General features: G+C 64.0%; 15 protein-coding genes. 3 read left to right on the top strand and 12 right to left on the bottom strand.

From position 1 onward, the window contains the following. Window positions 1–60: 60 nt before the first annotated feature. Window positions 61–684 carry an outer membrane protein gene (locus MA07_RS04400; RefSeq protein ID WP_036347478.1) on the bottom strand — a complete coding sequence of 208 codons (624 nt, stop codon included), beginning with the start codon at window positions 682–684 and terminating at the stop codon, window positions 61–63. 310 nt (window positions 685–994) lie between these two features. Beyond that, window positions 995–1,693, bottom strand: a complete 699-nt coding sequence (locus MA07_RS04395) for an alpha/beta fold hydrolase (protein ID WP_036347475.1) — start codon at window positions 1,691–1,693, stop codon at window positions 995–997. A gap of 185 nt (window positions 1,694–1,878) precedes the next feature. Here MA07_RS04395 and MA07_RS04390 point away from each other — a divergent pair, with 185 nt between their 5' ends. Continuing rightward, window positions 1,879–3,369 (top strand): DEAD/DEAH box helicase, encoded by a 1,491-nt coding sequence (locus MA07_RS04390; protein WP_036347473.1) that lies wholly within the window; start codon window positions 1,879–1,881, stop codon window positions 3,367–3,369. Here MA07_RS04390 and MA07_RS04385 read toward each other — a convergent pair. Together MA07_RS04385 and MA07_RS04380 are read right to left on the bottom strand one after the other, a co-directional pair. After that, entirely contained in the window at window positions 3,362–3,757 is a 396-nt protein-coding gene (locus tag MA07_RS04385; RefSeq protein WP_036347471.1) for a TfoX/Sxy family protein, read from the bottom strand. The two genes, MA07_RS04390 and MA07_RS04385, sit on opposite strands and share 8 nt — an antisense overlap. 3 nt (window positions 3,758–3,760) lie before the next feature. Next, the gene (locus MA07_RS04380) at window positions 3,761–4,141 is read right to left on the bottom strand and encodes an iron-sulfur cluster assembly accessory protein (protein WP_036347468.1); all 381 of its coding nucleotides are present in this window, start codon (window positions 4,139–4,141) and stop codon (window positions 3,761–3,763) included. Between the two features lie 170 nt (window positions 4,142–4,311). Between MA07_RS04380 and ybaL the strand changes: the two genes are divergently transcribed. Beyond that, the gene (gene ybaL / locus MA07_RS04375; RefSeq protein ID WP_052002830.1) at window positions 4,312–6,168 is read left to right on the top strand and encodes a YbaL family putative K(+) efflux transporter; all 1,857 of its coding nucleotides are present in this window, start codon (window positions 4,312–4,314) and stop codon (window positions 6,166–6,168) included. Here ybaL and MA07_RS04370 read toward each other — a convergent pair. From MA07_RS04370 to MA07_RS04340, 7 genes are all read right to left on the bottom strand, one after another. Continuing rightward, a complete protein-coding gene (locus MA07_RS04370; protein WP_081928770.1) occupies window positions 6,106–7,326 on the bottom strand; it encodes an FAD-dependent oxidoreductase in 1,221 nt (406 codons plus the stop codon). The two genes, ybaL and MA07_RS04370, sit on opposite strands and share 63 nt — an antisense overlap. A 188-nt stretch (window positions 7,327–7,514) precedes the next feature. Then, window positions 7,515–7,853 carry an SUF system Fe-S cluster assembly protein gene (locus MA07_RS04365; protein ID WP_244445154.1) on the bottom strand — a complete coding sequence of 113 codons (339 nt, stop codon included), beginning with the start codon at window positions 7,851–7,853 and terminating at the stop codon, window positions 7,515–7,517. A 43-nt stretch (window positions 7,854–7,896) separates the two neighbouring features. Further along, on the bottom strand, window positions 7,897–9,132 hold the full coding sequence (locus tag MA07_RS04360; RefSeq protein WP_036347460.1) for a cysteine desulfurase: 1,236 nt from the start codon (window positions 9,130–9,132) through the stop codon (window positions 7,897–7,899). A gap of 121 nt (window positions 9,133–9,253) precedes the next feature. Next, entirely contained in the window at window positions 9,254–10,567 is a 1,314-nt protein-coding gene (sufD, locus tag MA07_RS04355) for a Fe-S cluster assembly protein SufD (protein ID WP_036347458.1), read from the bottom strand. A 1-nt stretch (window position 10,568) separates the two neighbouring features. Beyond that, window positions 10,569–11,321 carry a Fe-S cluster assembly ATPase SufC gene (gene sufC, locus MA07_RS04350; RefSeq protein ID WP_036347455.1) on the bottom strand — a complete coding sequence of 251 codons (753 nt, stop codon included), beginning with the start codon at window positions 11,319–11,321 and terminating at the stop codon, window positions 10,569–10,571. A gap of 120 nt (window positions 11,322–11,441) precedes the next feature. Further along, window positions 11,442–12,914: a Fe-S cluster assembly protein SufB gene (gene sufB / locus MA07_RS04345; RefSeq protein WP_036347454.1), complete on the bottom strand. Its 1,473-nt coding sequence runs from the start codon at window positions 12,912–12,914 to the stop codon at window positions 11,442–11,444. Window positions 12,915–12,983: 69 nt separating this feature from the next. Beyond that, window positions 12,984–14,156 (bottom strand): cysteine desulfurase family protein, encoded by a 1,173-nt coding sequence (locus tag MA07_RS04340; RefSeq protein ID WP_036347484.1) that lies wholly within the window; start codon window positions 14,154–14,156, stop codon window positions 12,984–12,986. A 234-nt stretch (window positions 14,157–14,390) separates the two neighbouring features. Here MA07_RS04340 and MA07_RS04335 point away from each other — a divergent pair, with 234 nt between their 5' ends. Beyond that, a complete protein-coding gene (locus MA07_RS04335) occupies window positions 14,391–15,047 on the top strand; it encodes an alpha/beta hydrolase (protein ID WP_036347451.1) in 657 nt (218 codons plus the stop codon). Between the two features lie 84 nt (window positions 15,048–15,131). Here the strand turns inward: MA07_RS04335 and MA07_RS04330 are convergent. Then, window positions 15,132–16,125 (bottom strand): calcium-binding protein (locus tag MA07_RS04330; RefSeq protein ID WP_160195379.1); only part of this gene is annotated, 994 nt, incomplete at its 5' end.

Genomic DNA, 16,125 nt, shown 5'->3' with positions numbered 1-16,125 from the left:
CAACGAAAAAGGCCCGGGTGTTGACCCGGGCCTTTTCTGTCTCTGTAGAAGAGACGGATCTTAGTAGGTGCCGAAGCGGAAGTTCAGACCAGCGCGCACCACACCGAAGTCGGTCTCGCCGTCGAAGCCCGGGAAGTCGTCGTCGTTGTCGAGGTTGACGTACAGACCTTCGATCTTGGCCGACAGGTTGTTGGTGAAGGCGTACTCCACACCACCACCCACGGTCCAGCCGTTGGCCTCGTCAGCGAAGGCGAAACCGCCGGTGGCGTAGATCAGAGCGCGGTCGAAGGCCACACCGGCGCGAGCACGCACCGTGCCGAACCAGTCGCTGTTGTCGATGTCGTAGGTGGTGCCGCCCACCACGAAGGCACCCTCACGGCCGAAGTCGGCGTACTGGATGTCGCCTTCGAGACCGACCACGAACGAGCCGATCTGGTAGTTGTAGCCAACCTGGGCGCCGCCGACGAAGCCGCCGTCGTTGTCGTCGTCAGCCAGGGCAACGGAGTCGAAGTCGTCGTCCGACCAGCCGTAGCCAGCGTTCACACCGACGTAGAAGCCGGTCCAGGTGAAGATCGGAGCAGCGGCAATGATCGGAGCCGGAGCGCGGCGGGAGGGAAGGTCAGCAGCGACAGCGCCGGTGGCGAGGCCGAGCAGAGCAACCGAAGAGAGGAGGATCTTTTTCATTGGTTTGGTCCATCTGTTGGAAGGATGTGGCCGAGCTTGTAGCCTAGACCTGACGCTCCGTCTGTCACTTTCCTGCCACAGTCGAGATTTCGCCACCTCACATATGGGGAGATTGGCTTCCGCGGCTGTGGATCCGGCCTTGCCGAGGCTACGGATATCACGCCGCCTGCCCGGCACATCAACTGGAAATTTGTACTAATATCAGATACTTAGCTGCAGTATGGATCACATGCGAAGCCGCAGAAATGACCAGTAACCAATCATTGACCATGGTTGCGAAGAGCTCCGCAAGCGATGTGCGGAATTACGGTTAATCCTTGTCGAGCCATAATCTGAGGGCCTGCGTAACACGCTCGGGCTGTTCGAGTGTGGACAGATGTCCCGACTCGGGCACGACAACCAGAGATGCCCACTCGATCATCTCGGCCATCTCCCTGGCGACCTCCGGCGGCGTGATGGCATCCCCCTCCCCGACGAGCACCAGGGTCGGGACCTCGATGCCCGGAAGGTTCGGGCGTGAGTCGACCCGCGCCATGATCGCCCGCTGCTGACGGATATAGGCGTCGGCTCCCGTTTCTCGCATCATGCCGAACACGAGGTCCTGAAGGTTCTGGTCTGCTTGATGCCCGGGATGCACGAGGCGCGGCCAGAGCTTGGAATGGATATCCTCGAAGCGCCCGGCCTGGGCGAGAGCGATGAGCCGCTCGCGGTCCTGGCTCGCCTCCGGCGAATCCGGGCGGGCGCTCGTATCGAGCAGGGCCAGCCGCGCCACCCGCTCCGGCGCCTGCCGCATGACCTCCAGGGCGATGTACCCACCCATCGAGAGCCCCGCGACGGCGAAGCGCTCAGGGGCTTCCCTTAGGATGCGGGCTGCGATGGCCGGGATCGAATCATCTCGGGTATGATCCGCAACGAGGATCGTGCGCTCGCCTCCCAGAGCGGCCACCTGCGGCTCGAAGAGACGGGAGGTGCAGGCCAGACCGGGAATCAAAACGAGTGTTTCGGCCATCAAATGTTCCTCAGGTATCCCTCGATAAGTTCGCCTGGATTGACAAGCGCATAGCTTATCTTATGGTCCCGCCACTCCTCAACTTGAGCAAGAGCCTCAGGTGAAACCAGTTTCGCGCCTGTTTGTTGCCGTAGAGCGCGGCCGGCACTGAAGAGCGCGCCCAGCCCCAACGGTAATGAGAATTCATGTCCTTCGCCGAACTCGGACTTAGCGAGAAAGTTCAACAGGCCGTATCCAGCGCAGGCTATACGGAGCCGACGCCGATCCAGGCTCAAGCCATTCCCCATGTGCTCGCCCGCAAGGATGTTCTGGGCATCGCCCAGACCGGCACAGGCAAGACGGCGGCCTTCACCCTGCCGATGCTGACCCTGCTGGAGACGGGCCGCGCCCGGGCCCGCATGCCGCGCACGCTCATCCTCGAGCCGACCCGCGAGCTCGCCGCCCAGGTCGAAGACAACTTCGACAAGTACGGCATCAACCACAAACTCTCCGTGGCCCTCCTGATCGGCGGCGTGTCCTTCGGCGACCAGGACGCCAAGATCACTCGCGGCGTCGATGTGCTGATCGCCACCCCCGGCCGCCTGCTCGATCATTTCGAGCGTGGCAAGCTGCTGCTCACGGGCGTCGAGCTTCTCGTCATCGACGAAGCCGACCGCATGCTCGACATGGGCTTCATCCCGGATATCGAGCGCATCGTGAAGCTCGTGCCCTTCACCCGGCAGACCCTGTTCTTCTCGGCCACCATGCCGCCGGAGATCCAGCGCCTCGCCGACGCCTTCCTGCACAACCCGGTCAAGGTCGAGGTGGCCCGCGCGGCCTCGACCGCTTCGACGATCACCCAGCGCCTCGTGGCGACGGGCCGCGAAGATTTCGAGAAGCGCGAGACCCTGCGCGAGCTGATCAACAGCGCCACGGACCTCCAGAACGCCATCGTCTTCTGCAACCGCAAACGCGACGTGGCCGTCCTCCACCGTTCCCTGCAGAAGCACGGGTTCGCCGCGGCGGCGCTCCATGGTGATATGGATCAGCACGCCCGTATGGCGGCCCTCGACAGCTTCCGAACCGGGGAAATGCCGATCCTGGTCGCGAGCGACGTTGCGGCCCGCGGCTTGGACATTCCTGCCGTGAGCCATGTGTTCAACTACGACATCCCGCACCATGCCGAGGATTACGTGCACCGCATCGGCCGCACAGGCCGCGCCGGGCGTGCCGGCCAGTCCTTCACCCTGGTGGGTCCGGGCGATGAGAAATCCCTCGCAGCGATCGAGAAGCTGATCGGTCAGCCGGTCGAATGGCAGGGCCCGACGCTCGCGGAGCGTCCGCAGTTGGAGGGCTCCTCCCGCCGTCGCGGCGGGCGTGGTGAGCGGGGCGACAGGGGTGAGGAACGGTCGTCGCGCGGCCGCAAGGTCAAGGTACGCTCCTCGGGACGATCACAAGAGCCTGCCGAAGCGGCACGAGAGGAAGCTCCGGCTCCCCGCCCGGCTCCGGCTCCGCGTGAGGAGCAGCCGTCTCGTGCCCCTCGGCGTGACCGGGATCGGCCTGAGCGCGGCAGAGGCTCGGATCAGGGATATCAGGGTCGCTCCCGGCGCGATGATGACGACGAGCGCGTCATCGGCCTCGGCGATCACGTCCCGGCCTTCCTCATGCGGCCAGTTCCGGTCAAGAAAGCTAAGTAACGGGCTCGGGAGCCGTCTTCCGGGTCTTCTTCGGGGCTTTCCTGCTCGGTGTCGCCTTGGTGCCCTTGCGGGCTTTGACACGCCGGGCTGTGCCTAAAGCCATGGTTGCAAACTCCCGCGCTTCGTCAGGATCGTCCAGGGCCGATTCCGGCATGAGCCAATAGCTCGTGAGGGTTGCTTGGCCGTTCTTCATCTCGACGGTGAAGGGGCGGGAGCCCAGTTCCTGGAACGTCCCGACACTTTCCTCATCAACCTTGAGGTACAGCTCGCCACCTGCCTCCAGGGCAAACATCAGCTCGCCCTGGTAGATCCCCTTCCCGCCGAACATCCGGCGGATATGGACAGGTCCGAAGCTGCGAAAGATGTCGCGAATAGCCTCGGCGTCCATGAATCACTCCGCTGATTGGAGAGCGTTTGGGGTGGCCGGCGTGATGGCGACGGATTCGCCGCAACCGCAGGCGGAGGTCTGGTTCGGGTTGTTGAAGACGAACTGGGACGACATCTTGCTCGTCTGAAAGTCCATCTCGGTGCCGAGCAGGAACAGCACCGCCTTCGGGTCGATGAGCACGGTCACACCCTTGTCCTCGACGACCTCATCGAGAGGGTTGACGCTTTCCGCGTATTCCATGGTGTAGGACATGCCGGCGCAGCCGCCGTTCTTCACCCCGACGCGCACGCCCACGATGGAACGGTCAGCCTTGCTGATGATGTCCTTGACGCGGTTTGCCGCCGCGTCGGTCAAGGTGACGACCTTGAAACCGGGTAGAGCCATAAGCCTTCTCTCCTGACAGCCGGGTTCAAGGCCCGGGCAGAACGAGTTCACATGATGAATAGATAAGGGGTCGAAGGCCAAACGTCGAGACCGTTCAGGGTTGCCGCAACGGCCGAGGTCGACCATATCGGAGAGATCCCCAGTCACCGCAGCCCTTCGAAGGAGAGCAGATGCCGCATCACACGCCGCTGATTTCAACCATCGTCATCGGCCTGGTTCTGGCATTTGCTTTTGGCGCCCTTGCGCATCGCTTCCGTCTCTCGCCTCTGATCGGCTACCTGCTTGCCGGTGTGCTGGTCGGCCCCTTCACGCCCGGCTATGTGGCCGACCAGGGATTGGCGAACCAGCTCGCGGAAATCGGCGTCATCCTGCTGATGTTCGGCGTCGGCCTTCATTTTTCTCTGAAGGATCTCCTGTCGGTCCGCGCCATCGCCATTCCCGGCGCCGTCGTGCAGATCACCAGCGCCACGGTTCTGGGCATGGGCCTTGCGTGGCTCATGGGCTGGACCATCGGCGGCGGCATCGTGTTTGGACTGGCGCTCTCGGTCGCCAGTACGGTCGTGCTCTTGCGGGCCCTGCAGGAGCGCCGCCTCGTCGAGACCGAGCGAGGCCACATCGCCGTCGGCTGGCTGATCGTCGAAGATCTCGCCATGGTGCTCACCCTGGTGCTGCTGCCCGCCTTCGCGAATGCCGCCTCCAGTGCATCGGCCGATCTCGAATCCATCGTGGTCTCGCTGGGCCTCACCCTCGGCAAAGTCGTTGCCTTCGTGGCCGTCATGCTGATCGTCGGGCGCCGGGTGATCCCTTGGCTCCTTCACTATGTGGCCCATACCGGCTCTCGTGAACTCTTCCGCCTGGCCGTCCTGGCCATAGCCCTCGGGGCGGCTTTCGGCGCCGCGGAGCTGTTCGGGGTCTCCTTCGCCCTCGGGGCCTTCTTCGCCGGCATGGTCTTGAGCGAATCGGAGCTCAGCCATCAGGCCGCCTCGGAGACACTGCCCCTGCGGGACGCCTTTGCGGTTCTGTTCTTCGTCTCGGTCGGCATGCTCTTCGACCCGATGATCCTGATCAACGATTTCGGCCCGGTCGTCGCAACGTTCCTGATCATCGTCGTGGGCAAGTCGCTGGCGGCCTTCGCCATCGTGAGGCTCTTCGGCCACCCGAACTCGACCGCGTTCACCATTGCTGCAAGCCTCGCCCAGATCGGCGAGTTCTCCTTCATTCTCGCAGGCTTGGGAGTCGGTCTTCAGATCCTGCCTGAGAAGGGGCACGATCTGATTCTCGCGGGCGCCATCCTGTCGATCCTGATGAACCCGTTCCTCTTCACCTTGCTGGACCGCTGGTTCTCTAAGCGGGAAACGGCACGAGCCCAGGTCAAGGCGGAGGCTGTCGCAGCCGAGAAGGAAGCCATTGAAGCCGAGAAGGCTGCCGCAGACGCCGCGCGCGAACCGCTCCCCGTCACAACTCTCACCGATCACGTGGTGCTCGTCGGCCATGGCCGGGTCGGCAAGTATATCAGCCGCAAGATGGCATCCATCGGGGCCCCCTTGCTCGTGATCGAGACCAACAAGGCGCAGGTCACCGATCTGGAGAATGATGGTCGTGAGGTCATCGTCGGCAATGCGGCCGATCCTGAAGTGGCCGCAGCCGCCAACATCGGACAGGCCCGCTGCCTCCTGGTGGCGATTCCCGACGCCTTCGAGAGCGGCCAGGTTGTCGCGCAGGCCCGCAGGATCAATCCCGACCTGCCGATCATCGTGCGCGCCCACTCCCTCGCTCAAGAAGAGCACGTGATGAAATATGGCGCGACCAGAATCGTGATGGGAGAGCAGGAGATCGCCCGCGCAATGTTCGCCGCTGTGCCCGACGCCCCACGCGGGCCGGTCTTGTCGTCGGTCGAAGAGGCAGACGGCATCCTGGACGAGGATCGGGACGAGACCAGTCTTGGCCACAATGCGGCGGGGGCGTCAGCGCACGTGCTCGGGCCGAAAGCCCATACCGACAAGGCGGGCGGGGATGCGCCGGAATAGGGGCCGGTGCGCCAGCCACCGGATGAGCCGGGGCGGTGAGACGGGCTGCGTGCTGTTGAGGACCGGCGTGATCAGCCGGTTCTGAAGCAGCACCTGAAGCCCCTGGGTCATCCTGGTCGGCCACTCGCGCCGCTTCTGCACGAGAGCCAACTGCTCAACCTCGACCGGGCCGCGCTTGAGCAGCGGCCCGAGAAGGTTGGCGGTCGCCACGGCATCCTGAATCGCGAGATTGATGCCCACCCCGCGTGCGGGCGACATGGCATGAGCCGCATCGCCGATGCAGAGCAGCCCTGGCCTGTGCCATTGCTTGAGCCGGTCCACAGCGACCGTCAGAAGCTTGATGTCATCCCAGGACTGCAGCTCCTCAAGGCGATCGCCCAGAAAGGGAGCGACCCGCGCGAGCTTTGCGCGGAAGGCTGGCAGTCCTTCCTGCCTGAGCCGCTCGATCGAACCTTTGGGAATGAGGTAGGCACATTGCCAGTAGTCGCCCCGGTCGATCATCACGAGCATCTGCCCGGATTCAATGCGCCCGAGCAGCTGGCTCGGATCACCGGGGCGCTTAGACACGCGCATCCACAGCACATCCATCGGCGCGCCCACATCCAGCACCTCGAGGCCTGCCTTCTCGCGCACCACGGAACGCCGGCCGTCGGCGGCCACCAGGAGATCGGCCTTCACCTCGAGAGGTCCCTCGGCTGTCGAAACCCGCACACCCGTCACCCTGCCCTGCTCCTCGATCAGGTCCGTTACCTCCGCCTGCATCCGGAGCTTGAAGTGGGGATACTCACGGGCATGGTCAGCCAGGAAGTCGAGGAACTCCCATTGCGGCATGAACGCGATGAACTTGCAGCGGGTCGGCAGATGCGAGAAGTCGCCGAGCGTCAGAGGCACGCCGCCGACCACGAGACTGACCGTCTGCGTCCGCTGGTGCGGACGAGCGAGGAACTCGTCGAGCAGCCCGAGTTCACCCATGACCTCCAGGGTCGACGGATGGATGGTGTCGCCGCGGAAATCGCGCAGGAAATCCGCATGCTTTTCGAGGACCAGCACCTCGACGCCCTGCCGGGCCAGCAGAAGCCCCAGCATCATCCCGGCTGGTCCGCCTCCGACGATGCAGCAGCGGACGTGGAGGGGTTCGACTACGTGGGGCATACTCATTTCGGTCTCCTTCCAACATCAAACTGATGTCGATCAGGCCGAGTGAGCTTAGCACAGGTTTGTAGCGCTCCACCTTCGTCATCCCCGGACTTGTTCCGGGATCCACGTCTTAGCCTCCTAAAACGTGGATGGCCGGGACAAGCCCGGCCATGACGCAGAAGATCTAAAACGGATCGGCTGTGGAAGGCCTACCACATATCCAGCGCGACCCGCGCCTCGTCGGACATGCGGCTCTGATCCCACGGCGGATCGAAGACCATGTTGACCTTGACGCTCTGGACGCCCTGGACCGTCGAGACGGCGTTCTCCACCCAGCCCGGCATTTCGCCGGCAACCGGGCAGCCGGGCGCCGTCAGGGTCATGTCGATGGCCACGTTGCGGTCGTCGTCGATGTCGACGCGGTAGATCAGGCCGAGTTCGTAGATGTCGGACGGGATCTCGGGGTCGTAGACGGTCTTCAGGGCCGCGATGATGTCATCCGTCATGCGGTCGAGCTCTTCCGGCGGGATCGCGGAGCCAGGGGACACCTGCGGCGCGTTGGATGGGGATTGGTCGTTCACAGGTTCATCCTCAAGCAAACAGGGCTTCGGCCTTTTGCAGGGCGTCCGCCAGCTTATCGACTTCTTGCATGGTGTTGTACAGCCCAAACGAGGCCCGGCAGGTCGAGGTCGCGCCGAACCGGTTCAGCAGCGGCATGGCGCAATGGGTGCCGGCCCGAACCGCAACGCCCTGCCGGTCGATGACGGTCGCCACGTCGTGGGCATGCGCCCCCTTCATCTCGAAGGCGATGATGGCGCCCTTGCCCTTGGCCTGTCCGATGATGCGCACCGAGTCCATGGCCCGCAGGCGCTCGTGCGCATATTGCGACAGGGCCTCCTCATGGGCCTGGATGCTCTCGCGCCCGAGGCTCATCATGAAGCGCAGCGCCGCGTCGAGCCCAATGGCTTCGATGATGGCAGGCGTTCCGGCCTCGAATCGGTGCGGCGGGTCGTTATAGGTAATGCCCTCGCAGAGCACCTCCCGGATCATCTCGCCGCCACCCTGGTAAGGCGGCATCTTTTCGAGCCACTCGCGCTTCCCGTAGAGAACGCCGATGCCCGTCGGCCCGTAGACCTTGTGACCGGTGAAAACATAGAAGTCTGCATCGAGATCGCGCACGTCGACCTGGAGATGGACCGCGCCCTGCGCTCCGTCGACCAACACCGGCACGCCATGGGCGTGGGCGATGCGGATGATCTCCTTGATCGGCGTCACGGTGCCGAGCACGTTCGACATGTGGGTGATCGCCACGATCTTGGTGCGGGGCGAGAACAGCTTCTCGAACTCTTCGACAAGGAAGTTGCCCTCGTCGTCCACCGGAGCCCACTTGATCACCGCGCCTTTCCGCTCGCGCAGGAGATGCCAGGGCACGATGTTGGAATGGTGCTCCATGATGGAGAGGATGATCTCGTCCCCCTCCCCGATATTCATGCGCCCGAAGGAATCCGCCACGAGGTTGTAGGCTTCCGTGGCCGACTTGGTGAACACGATCTCGTCGATGGAGCCCGCATTGAGGAACTCGCGCACGGTCTCACGGGCGCGCTCGAAGCCTTCCGTGGCTACATTCGCCATATGATGCAGGCCGCGGTGAACGTTGGCGTAGCCCGTCTCCATGGTGTTCACCATGGCGTCGATCACCGCGCGCGGCTTCTGGGCCGAGGCGGCAGAGTCGAGGTAGACGAGCGGTTTGCCATAGACCTGTTGCGCCAGGATCGGAAACTCCGCCCGGACGGCTTCGATGTCATATGGCTTCACAGGAGCGTTCATTGCGTTACCTGTCTTCCTCTGCCGTCATCACCGACCTTGTGCCGGTGATCCCGATTTGGAGAAGCGCCGTGCCCTTCCAGTCGGGATGGCCGGGACGAGCCCGGCCATGACGTGTTGAGTATTACGAACGAGCCTTCAGCCAGCCCTCGACCGTGCCAACAAGAGCCTCGCGGGCGGCCTCGTTCTCGACGAACTCCAGCGCCTCGCCCAGGAAGGCCTGAACCAGGAGGCTCTCGGCCTCCTTCTTCGGCAGGCCTCGGGCCATGAGGTAGAACAGGAGGTCCTCGTCGAGCTGGCCGCAGGTGGCGCCGTGGGCGCACTGCACGTCGTCCGCGAAGATCTCGAGCTCAGGCTTGTTGTTCATGGAGCCGCCCTCTTCCAGGAGGAGCGCTGCCGACATCATGCGCCCGTCGGTCTTCTGGGCATGATGCGGGACAATGATCTTGCCCTGGAAGACGCCGGTCGCCTCGTTGTCGATGACCGTCTTGAACAGCTCGCGGCTCTCGCAATGAGGAGCCGCATGCTCGACCACGAGGGTCGAGTCGGCGTGCTGCGTGCCTTTCAGCATGGTCGCGCCATTGACGCGCAGGTTGGTGTTCTCGCCATCGAGAACGGCGAAGACCTGGTGCCGCGAGGTGGCGGAACCAGCCACCACGTTGATGCTGTTGAACAGCGCCTCTCCGCCGATCCTGGCGGCAAGCGTGGAGAGGGCCAGAGCCTTGTCGCCCTCCGCATTGACGCGCACATGCTGCACATTGGTGCGGTCGCCAGCGATCAGCTCCACCACGTCGTTCGGCTGGTGGTTGACGCCGTTCGTGCTCTCGTGCGTCTCGAGCAGGGTCACCGAGGCGCCCTCCTCCACGACCACGAGGATGCGCGTTGCCGTGGCGACGGCCGAAGCCGCAGCCGTGACGAAGCGCAGGTGGATCGGCGTCTCGACCGGTCCAGCGATCCGGATCATCACGCCGTCGGCCATGAAGGACGTGTTGAGCTGATAGACCGGGTTCTCGCTCGCCCATTTCACAGGGCTGAGCTTGGCGAGCCAGTCGTGGTTGTCGGCGAGTGCCTCCGTCAGAGGCACGATCTCCACGTTCTCAGGAAGGCTGTGGAAGTCCACAGCCTCGCGCACCAGATGCCCGTTCACGAACGGCACCTGCAGCGCCTCAGTGCCGGCGAGCGCCTTTGCATTTGCCAGAGCGGTCTTGGCCTCGTCAGCCGAGGGAGCCGAGGCGAACGGCGCAATCTCCCGCAGGAAGGCGCGCAGGTCGGTGTACTTGAACTCCTCCACCCGGCGGTGCGGCAGGCCTCGCTGAGTGAAAAGCTCGAAGGCCTGAGCGCGCGATTCCACGTTGCCCGGCAACAGGGTCTTGGCGCTTTCGAAAGCCTGCGCCAGCGCGGTTTCCGCCGGCGTCTTCATGAGGGTGACGTCAGCCATATCAAGCAGCCTCAGTTTCCCGGTAATCGGCGTAGCCGTTGGCCTCGAGCTCCAGCGCCAGCTCCTTGCCGCCCGTCTTCACGATGCGGCCGGCCGACATGACGTGCACGGTGTCGGGCACGATGTGGTTCAGGAGGCGCTGGTAGTGGGTGATGACCAAGAAGGCGCGGTTGGCCGAGCGGAGCGCATTCACGCCCTCGGAAACGATGCGCAGCGCGTCGATGTCGAGGCCCGAGTCGGTCTCGTCCAGGATGCAGAAGGACGGCTGGAGCAGTGCCATCTGCAGGATCTCCATGCGCTTCTTCTCACCGCCGGAGAAGCCGACATTGAGGGCGCGCTTGAGCATGTCCTTCGGGATCTCGAGCTGGGTGGCAGCAGCGTTCACGCGCTTGATGAAGTCCGGCGTGGTCAGCTCCGCCTCGCCGCGCGCCTTGCGCTGGGCGTTCAGGGTGGCCTTCAGGAAGGTCATCGAGGCGACGCCGGGGATCTCCAGCGGATACTGGAAGGCCAGGAACACGCCGGCGGCGGCGCGTTGGTCAGCTTCCATCTCCAGCACGTTCTCGCCGTTGAGCAGGATCTCGCCGTCGAGGACCTCATAATCCTCCTTGCCGGCGATCACATAGGACAAGGTCGACTTGCCGGAGCCGTTCGGCCCCATGATGGCGGCGACCTCACCCTTGTTCACGGTGAGGTTGAGGCCGTTGAGAATGCGCTTGTCCTCGATCTGGACAACCAGGTTCTTGATTTCGAGCATTGTTGAATTCCATTCACGTCATCCCGGACGGCTGAAAGCCGATCCGGGATCGTTATCCGATTTGAACTGGTTTTCGCGATCCCGGCTCGCGCTGCGCTTGGCCGGGATGACGCTTGTTCGTTAACCGACCGAGCCTTCCAGCGAGATCGAGATCAGCTTCTGCGCTTCCACGGCGAACTCCATGGGGAGCTGCTGCAGCACGTCCTTGACGAAGCCGTTCACGATGAGCGCCGTCGCCTCCTCTTCCGAGAGGCCGCGCTGCTGGCAGTAGAACATCTGATCTTCGGAGATCTTCGATGTGGTCGCCTCGTGCTCGAACACGGCGGTGGCGTTCTTCGACTCGATATACGGCACCGTGTGGGCGCCGCACTGGTTGCCGATGAGCAGCGAGTCGCAGTTGGTGAAGTTGCGCGCGCCGGTCGCCTTGCGGTGGGCCGAGACCAGGCCGCGATAGGTATTCTCGGAGCGGCCCGCCGCGATGCCCTTCGAGATGATCCGGCTCGTGGTGTTCTTGCCCAGATGGATCATCTTGGTGCCGGAATCGACTTGCTGCATGCCGTTCGACACTGCGATCGAGTAGAACTCGCCGCGCGAGCCGTCGCCGCGCAGGATGCAGGAGGGATACTTCCAGGTGATGGCGGAGCCCGTCTCCACCTGGGTCCAGGTGATGACCGAGTTCTTGCCCCGGCAATCGCCGCGCTTGGTCACGAAGTTGTAGATGCCGCCCCGGCCCTCGGCATCGCCCGGATACCAATTCTGCACCGTGGAATACTTGATTTCGGCATCGTCGAGGGCGACCAGCTCGACCACGGCGGCATGAAGCTGGTTCTCGTCGCGCTTCGGGGCCGTGCAGCCCTCGAGATACGACACGTAGGAGCCCTTGTCGGCGATGATCAGGGTGCGCTCGAACTGGCCCGTGTTCTTCTCGTTGATGCGGAAGTAGGTGGACAGCTCCATCGGGCAGCGCACGCCCGGCGGGATATAGACGAACGAGCCGTCGGTGAACACGGCCGAGTTCAGGGTGGCGAAGAAGTTGTCCGTCACCGGCACGACCGAGCCGAGATACTGCTTCACGAGGTCCGGGTATTCCCGGATCGCCTCGGAGATCGGCATGAAGATCACGCCGGCCTTGGCCAGTTCTTCCTTGAAGGTCGTGGCCACCGACACGGAGTCGAACACCGCGTCCACGGCGACCCGGCGCTGCGGCTCGACGCCGGCCAGGATCTCCTGCTCGCGCAGGGGGATGCCGAGCTTCTCGTAGGTCTTGAGAATCTCAGGATCGACCTCGTCCAGGGACTTGGGCGCCGGGTTCTTCTTCGGCGCGGCATAGTAATAGATGTCGTTGTAATCGATCTTGTCGTACGACACCCGCGCCCAGGCCGGCTCCTTCATGGTGAGCCAACGCTTGTAGGCGTCGAGGCGCCACTGGAGCATCCACTCGGGCTCGCCCTTCTTGGCCGAGATGAAGCGGATCACGTCCTCGGAGAGGCCCCTCGGGGACTTCTCCATCTCGACTTCGGTCTCGAAGCCGTACTTGTATTGATCGACGTCGATCAGACGAACCTGATCGATTGTTTCCTGCACTGCAGGCATCTGTCTCTCCCACCGCTCACGGCTTCAAGGGCCGCGGGTTGATGACATGGAATGCAAAAGCGAGGCCGTTCAGGCCGCGCTCGCCTTCCGCTTATATAAGGTGCCGACCACCCTTTCGCACGCCTCCGCAAAGCGGATTACGTCCTCTTTCGTGGTCGACCACCCCAAACTCACGCGCAAAACACCCTCGGCGAGGGCCGACTCCACGCCCATGGCGTCGAGCACATGCGACCGCTTGACCTTTCCGGACGAGCAGGCCGAACCGGAGGACAGGGCCACCCCCGCCAGATCGAAGGCGATCAATGCCGTCTCGGCCTTGAGGCGGGGTATGGCAAAGGCGAAGGTATTAGGCAACCGCTCAGCTTGCGCACCCACAACAACCGCATCCGGCGCAATCCGGCGAAGCTCAGTCTCGGCCTCGTCCCGCAGAGCCCGAAGCCGCCCGGCCTCCTGCTCCAGCATATTCGAGGCGATTTCGGCCGCAGCGCCGAAGCCCGCGATGGCCGCAACGTTCTCGGTCCCGGCCCGGTAGCCTTTTTCCTGCCCACCACCCCGGATCAACCGCTCGGCGATCTCGAACTGGTCGGAGGCGAGAACCACGGCGCCGATTCCCTTTGGCCCGCCGATCTTGTGAGCCGACAGGGTGAGCACATCGACGCCCAGTTCAGCCATGTCGACCGGGATCTTGCCGGCCGCCTGAACCGCATCGGTGTGGATCAACCCGCCGTGCTCATGAACAAGACGGGCCGCCTCGGCCACCGGCTGGAGCACGCCGGTCTCGTTGTTGGCCAGTTGGACGGAGACCAGGACACGCTCGTCGCCAACCTCTGGAAGGCGGGCCTGGAGCCAAGCCAGATTAAGGATTCCGTCGGCATCGACGGGGATGATCTCGACAGCGTCCGAGGGCAACCTATGCCCGTTGAGCACGCAGGGGTGCTCGGCAGCACCCAGGAGGAGTCGGGTCGTGCCCATCTGGCCCAGGCGGCGGAAGCCCGGCGTCAAAACCAGGTTCGCAGCCTCGGTGCCGCCGCTCGTGAAGATGACGTTCTTGGTTCGGGCACCGACGAGGCGTGCTACCTGCTCACGGGCCCGCTCGATCTCGGCCCGGGCGGCACGGCCCTCGGCATGAACCGAGGAGGCATTTCCCGGAAGCTGTAGAGCGCGCAGCACGGTCTCGGCCACCTCCGGCCGCAGGGGCGAGGTCGCATTATGATCGAGATATGTGCGCTGGCTTGCCGCCATAGCTGCCGTGAGCCTCACGAAATTCTTGCAATCGACCCAGGTTGCCGTGCTAAAGCACCGCGACCACATCTGTCCGATGTCTCATCCGCTGGACAATGCAGCCTGGATAAAATGAAACATTGGAACAATTTAGAACTATTCTAAGGGTTCTTTTATGAGGATCCGCAGCCTGGAGTCAAGGCTGTCACGGGTTTTCCCTCTCCCGATGGAGAGGTGAGCAAGAGGTTCGCGTCTATGCCTGAAGTCATCTTTACGGGTCCTGCCGGTCGCATCGAGGGACGCTATCAGCCTGCCAAGGAAAAGGGCGCTCCCATCGCCATCATCCTGCACCCGCACCCGCAGTTCGGCGGGACGATGAACAACCAGATCGTCTACAACCTGTACTATGACTTCGCGAAGCGCGGCTTCTCTGTGCTGCGGTTCAACTTCCGCGGCGTCGGCCGCAGCCAGGGCGCCTTCGACCATGGCCAGGGCGAACTCTCCGACGCGGCCGCCGCCCTCGACTGGGCCCAAGCCATGAACCCGGATGCGCGCGCCTGCTGGATCGCCGGCGTGTCCTTCGGCGCCTGGATCGGCATGCAGCTCCTCATGCGCCGCCCTGAGATCGAAGGCTTCATCTCGATTGCCGCCATGGCGAACCGCTACGATTTCTCGTTCCTCGCCCCCTGCCCGTCCTCCGGCCTCTTCGTGCACGGCTCGGAAGACCGCGTGGCTCCGGTCAAGGACGTGATCAGCGTCATCGAGAAGGTGAAGACCCAGAAGGGCGTGAAGCTGGAGCATGCCGTGATCGACGGAGCCAACCACTTCTTCGACGGTCGGGTCGACGAGCTGATGGTCTCAGTCGACGAATATCTCGACAAGCGCCTGGGCAATGCCGAGGAAGCGGCTTGAGCCGCCCTCTCCTCCAAGCTCCCCAATAGAAAAAGCCGGTGTCTCGCGACACCGGCTTTGTTGTTTGTGCTGTGCGTCTGGTGTTCAGAGCCAGAGGAGGGCGAAGCTGGAGGCGGAGATGGCCAAGCCCTTGCCAAGCGTGGCAAACTGCACCTGGGCGGCCCCGCCGGCCCCGTCCGCATCGTAGAACAAGGCACCCGTGCTGCCGTTGTACACCAGACGGTGCTCCGCCGTGGTGGCCGCCGCCCCGAGCGCCACCTGGGCGGCATACACCGAACCCTGGTTGGCAAAGGCCGTGAACGTGTTGCGCGTCAGCTGCAGCAGGTCGGGACCGCCAAAGCCGAAGTCGTTCACCACGTCCACGTTGCCCGCCCCCAGCACCCCGTCGAAGCGGAAGATGTCCGTGCCGTTGCCGCCGGTCAGCCAGTCCGAGCCCGCCAGCCCCTCGATGGACACGTAAGTGTCGCCGTACGCCTCGCCCTGGTTGCGCCAGCTCTCGGAGAGATTGGCCGTCACGCCTGCCGTGGCATACAGGTAGGAGGCAAAGTCGTGCCCGGCGCCCCCGTCGAGCACGTCGGCCCCCGTGCCGCCGTGCAGCACGTCCCAGCCCTCGCCGCCAAACAGCTCATCGAAGCCGCCGCCGCCCAGAAGCTCGTCGTTGCCGCCATGGCCATGCAGCACGTTGGCCGCCTCATTGCCGGACAGCCAGTCGGCATAGTTCGAGCCACCCAGCCCCTCAATGGACACGTACACGTCCCAGGCTGCATCACCTGTGTTAAGCCAGTTACTGGTGAGGCTGGCCCGCACGCCCGTACCGGCCGTGTAGTAGCTGGCATAATCGAACCCGTCGCCGCCATCGAGCGTGTCGGCGCCTGAGCCCCCGATCAGATCGTCGTTGTCGCCGCCGGCGTACAGGCGGTCGTTGCCGGAGAGGCCGAACAGGGTGTCGCTGCCATAGCCGCCGTAGATCACGTTGTCGGCGTGATCGCCCGTGAGATGGTCGGCATAGTTGGAGCCGGCCAGCCCCTCGATGCCCTCATACGTGTCGCCCGCCGCCTCGCCGGTGTTCTGCGTGCTG

The sequence above is a fragment of the Microvirga sp. BSC39 genome, assembly GCF_000739015.1.
Lineage (GTDB): Bacteria > Pseudomonadota > Alphaproteobacteria > Rhizobiales > Beijerinckiaceae > Microvirga.
This window is presented reverse-complemented; position numbering and strand designations above follow the sequence as displayed.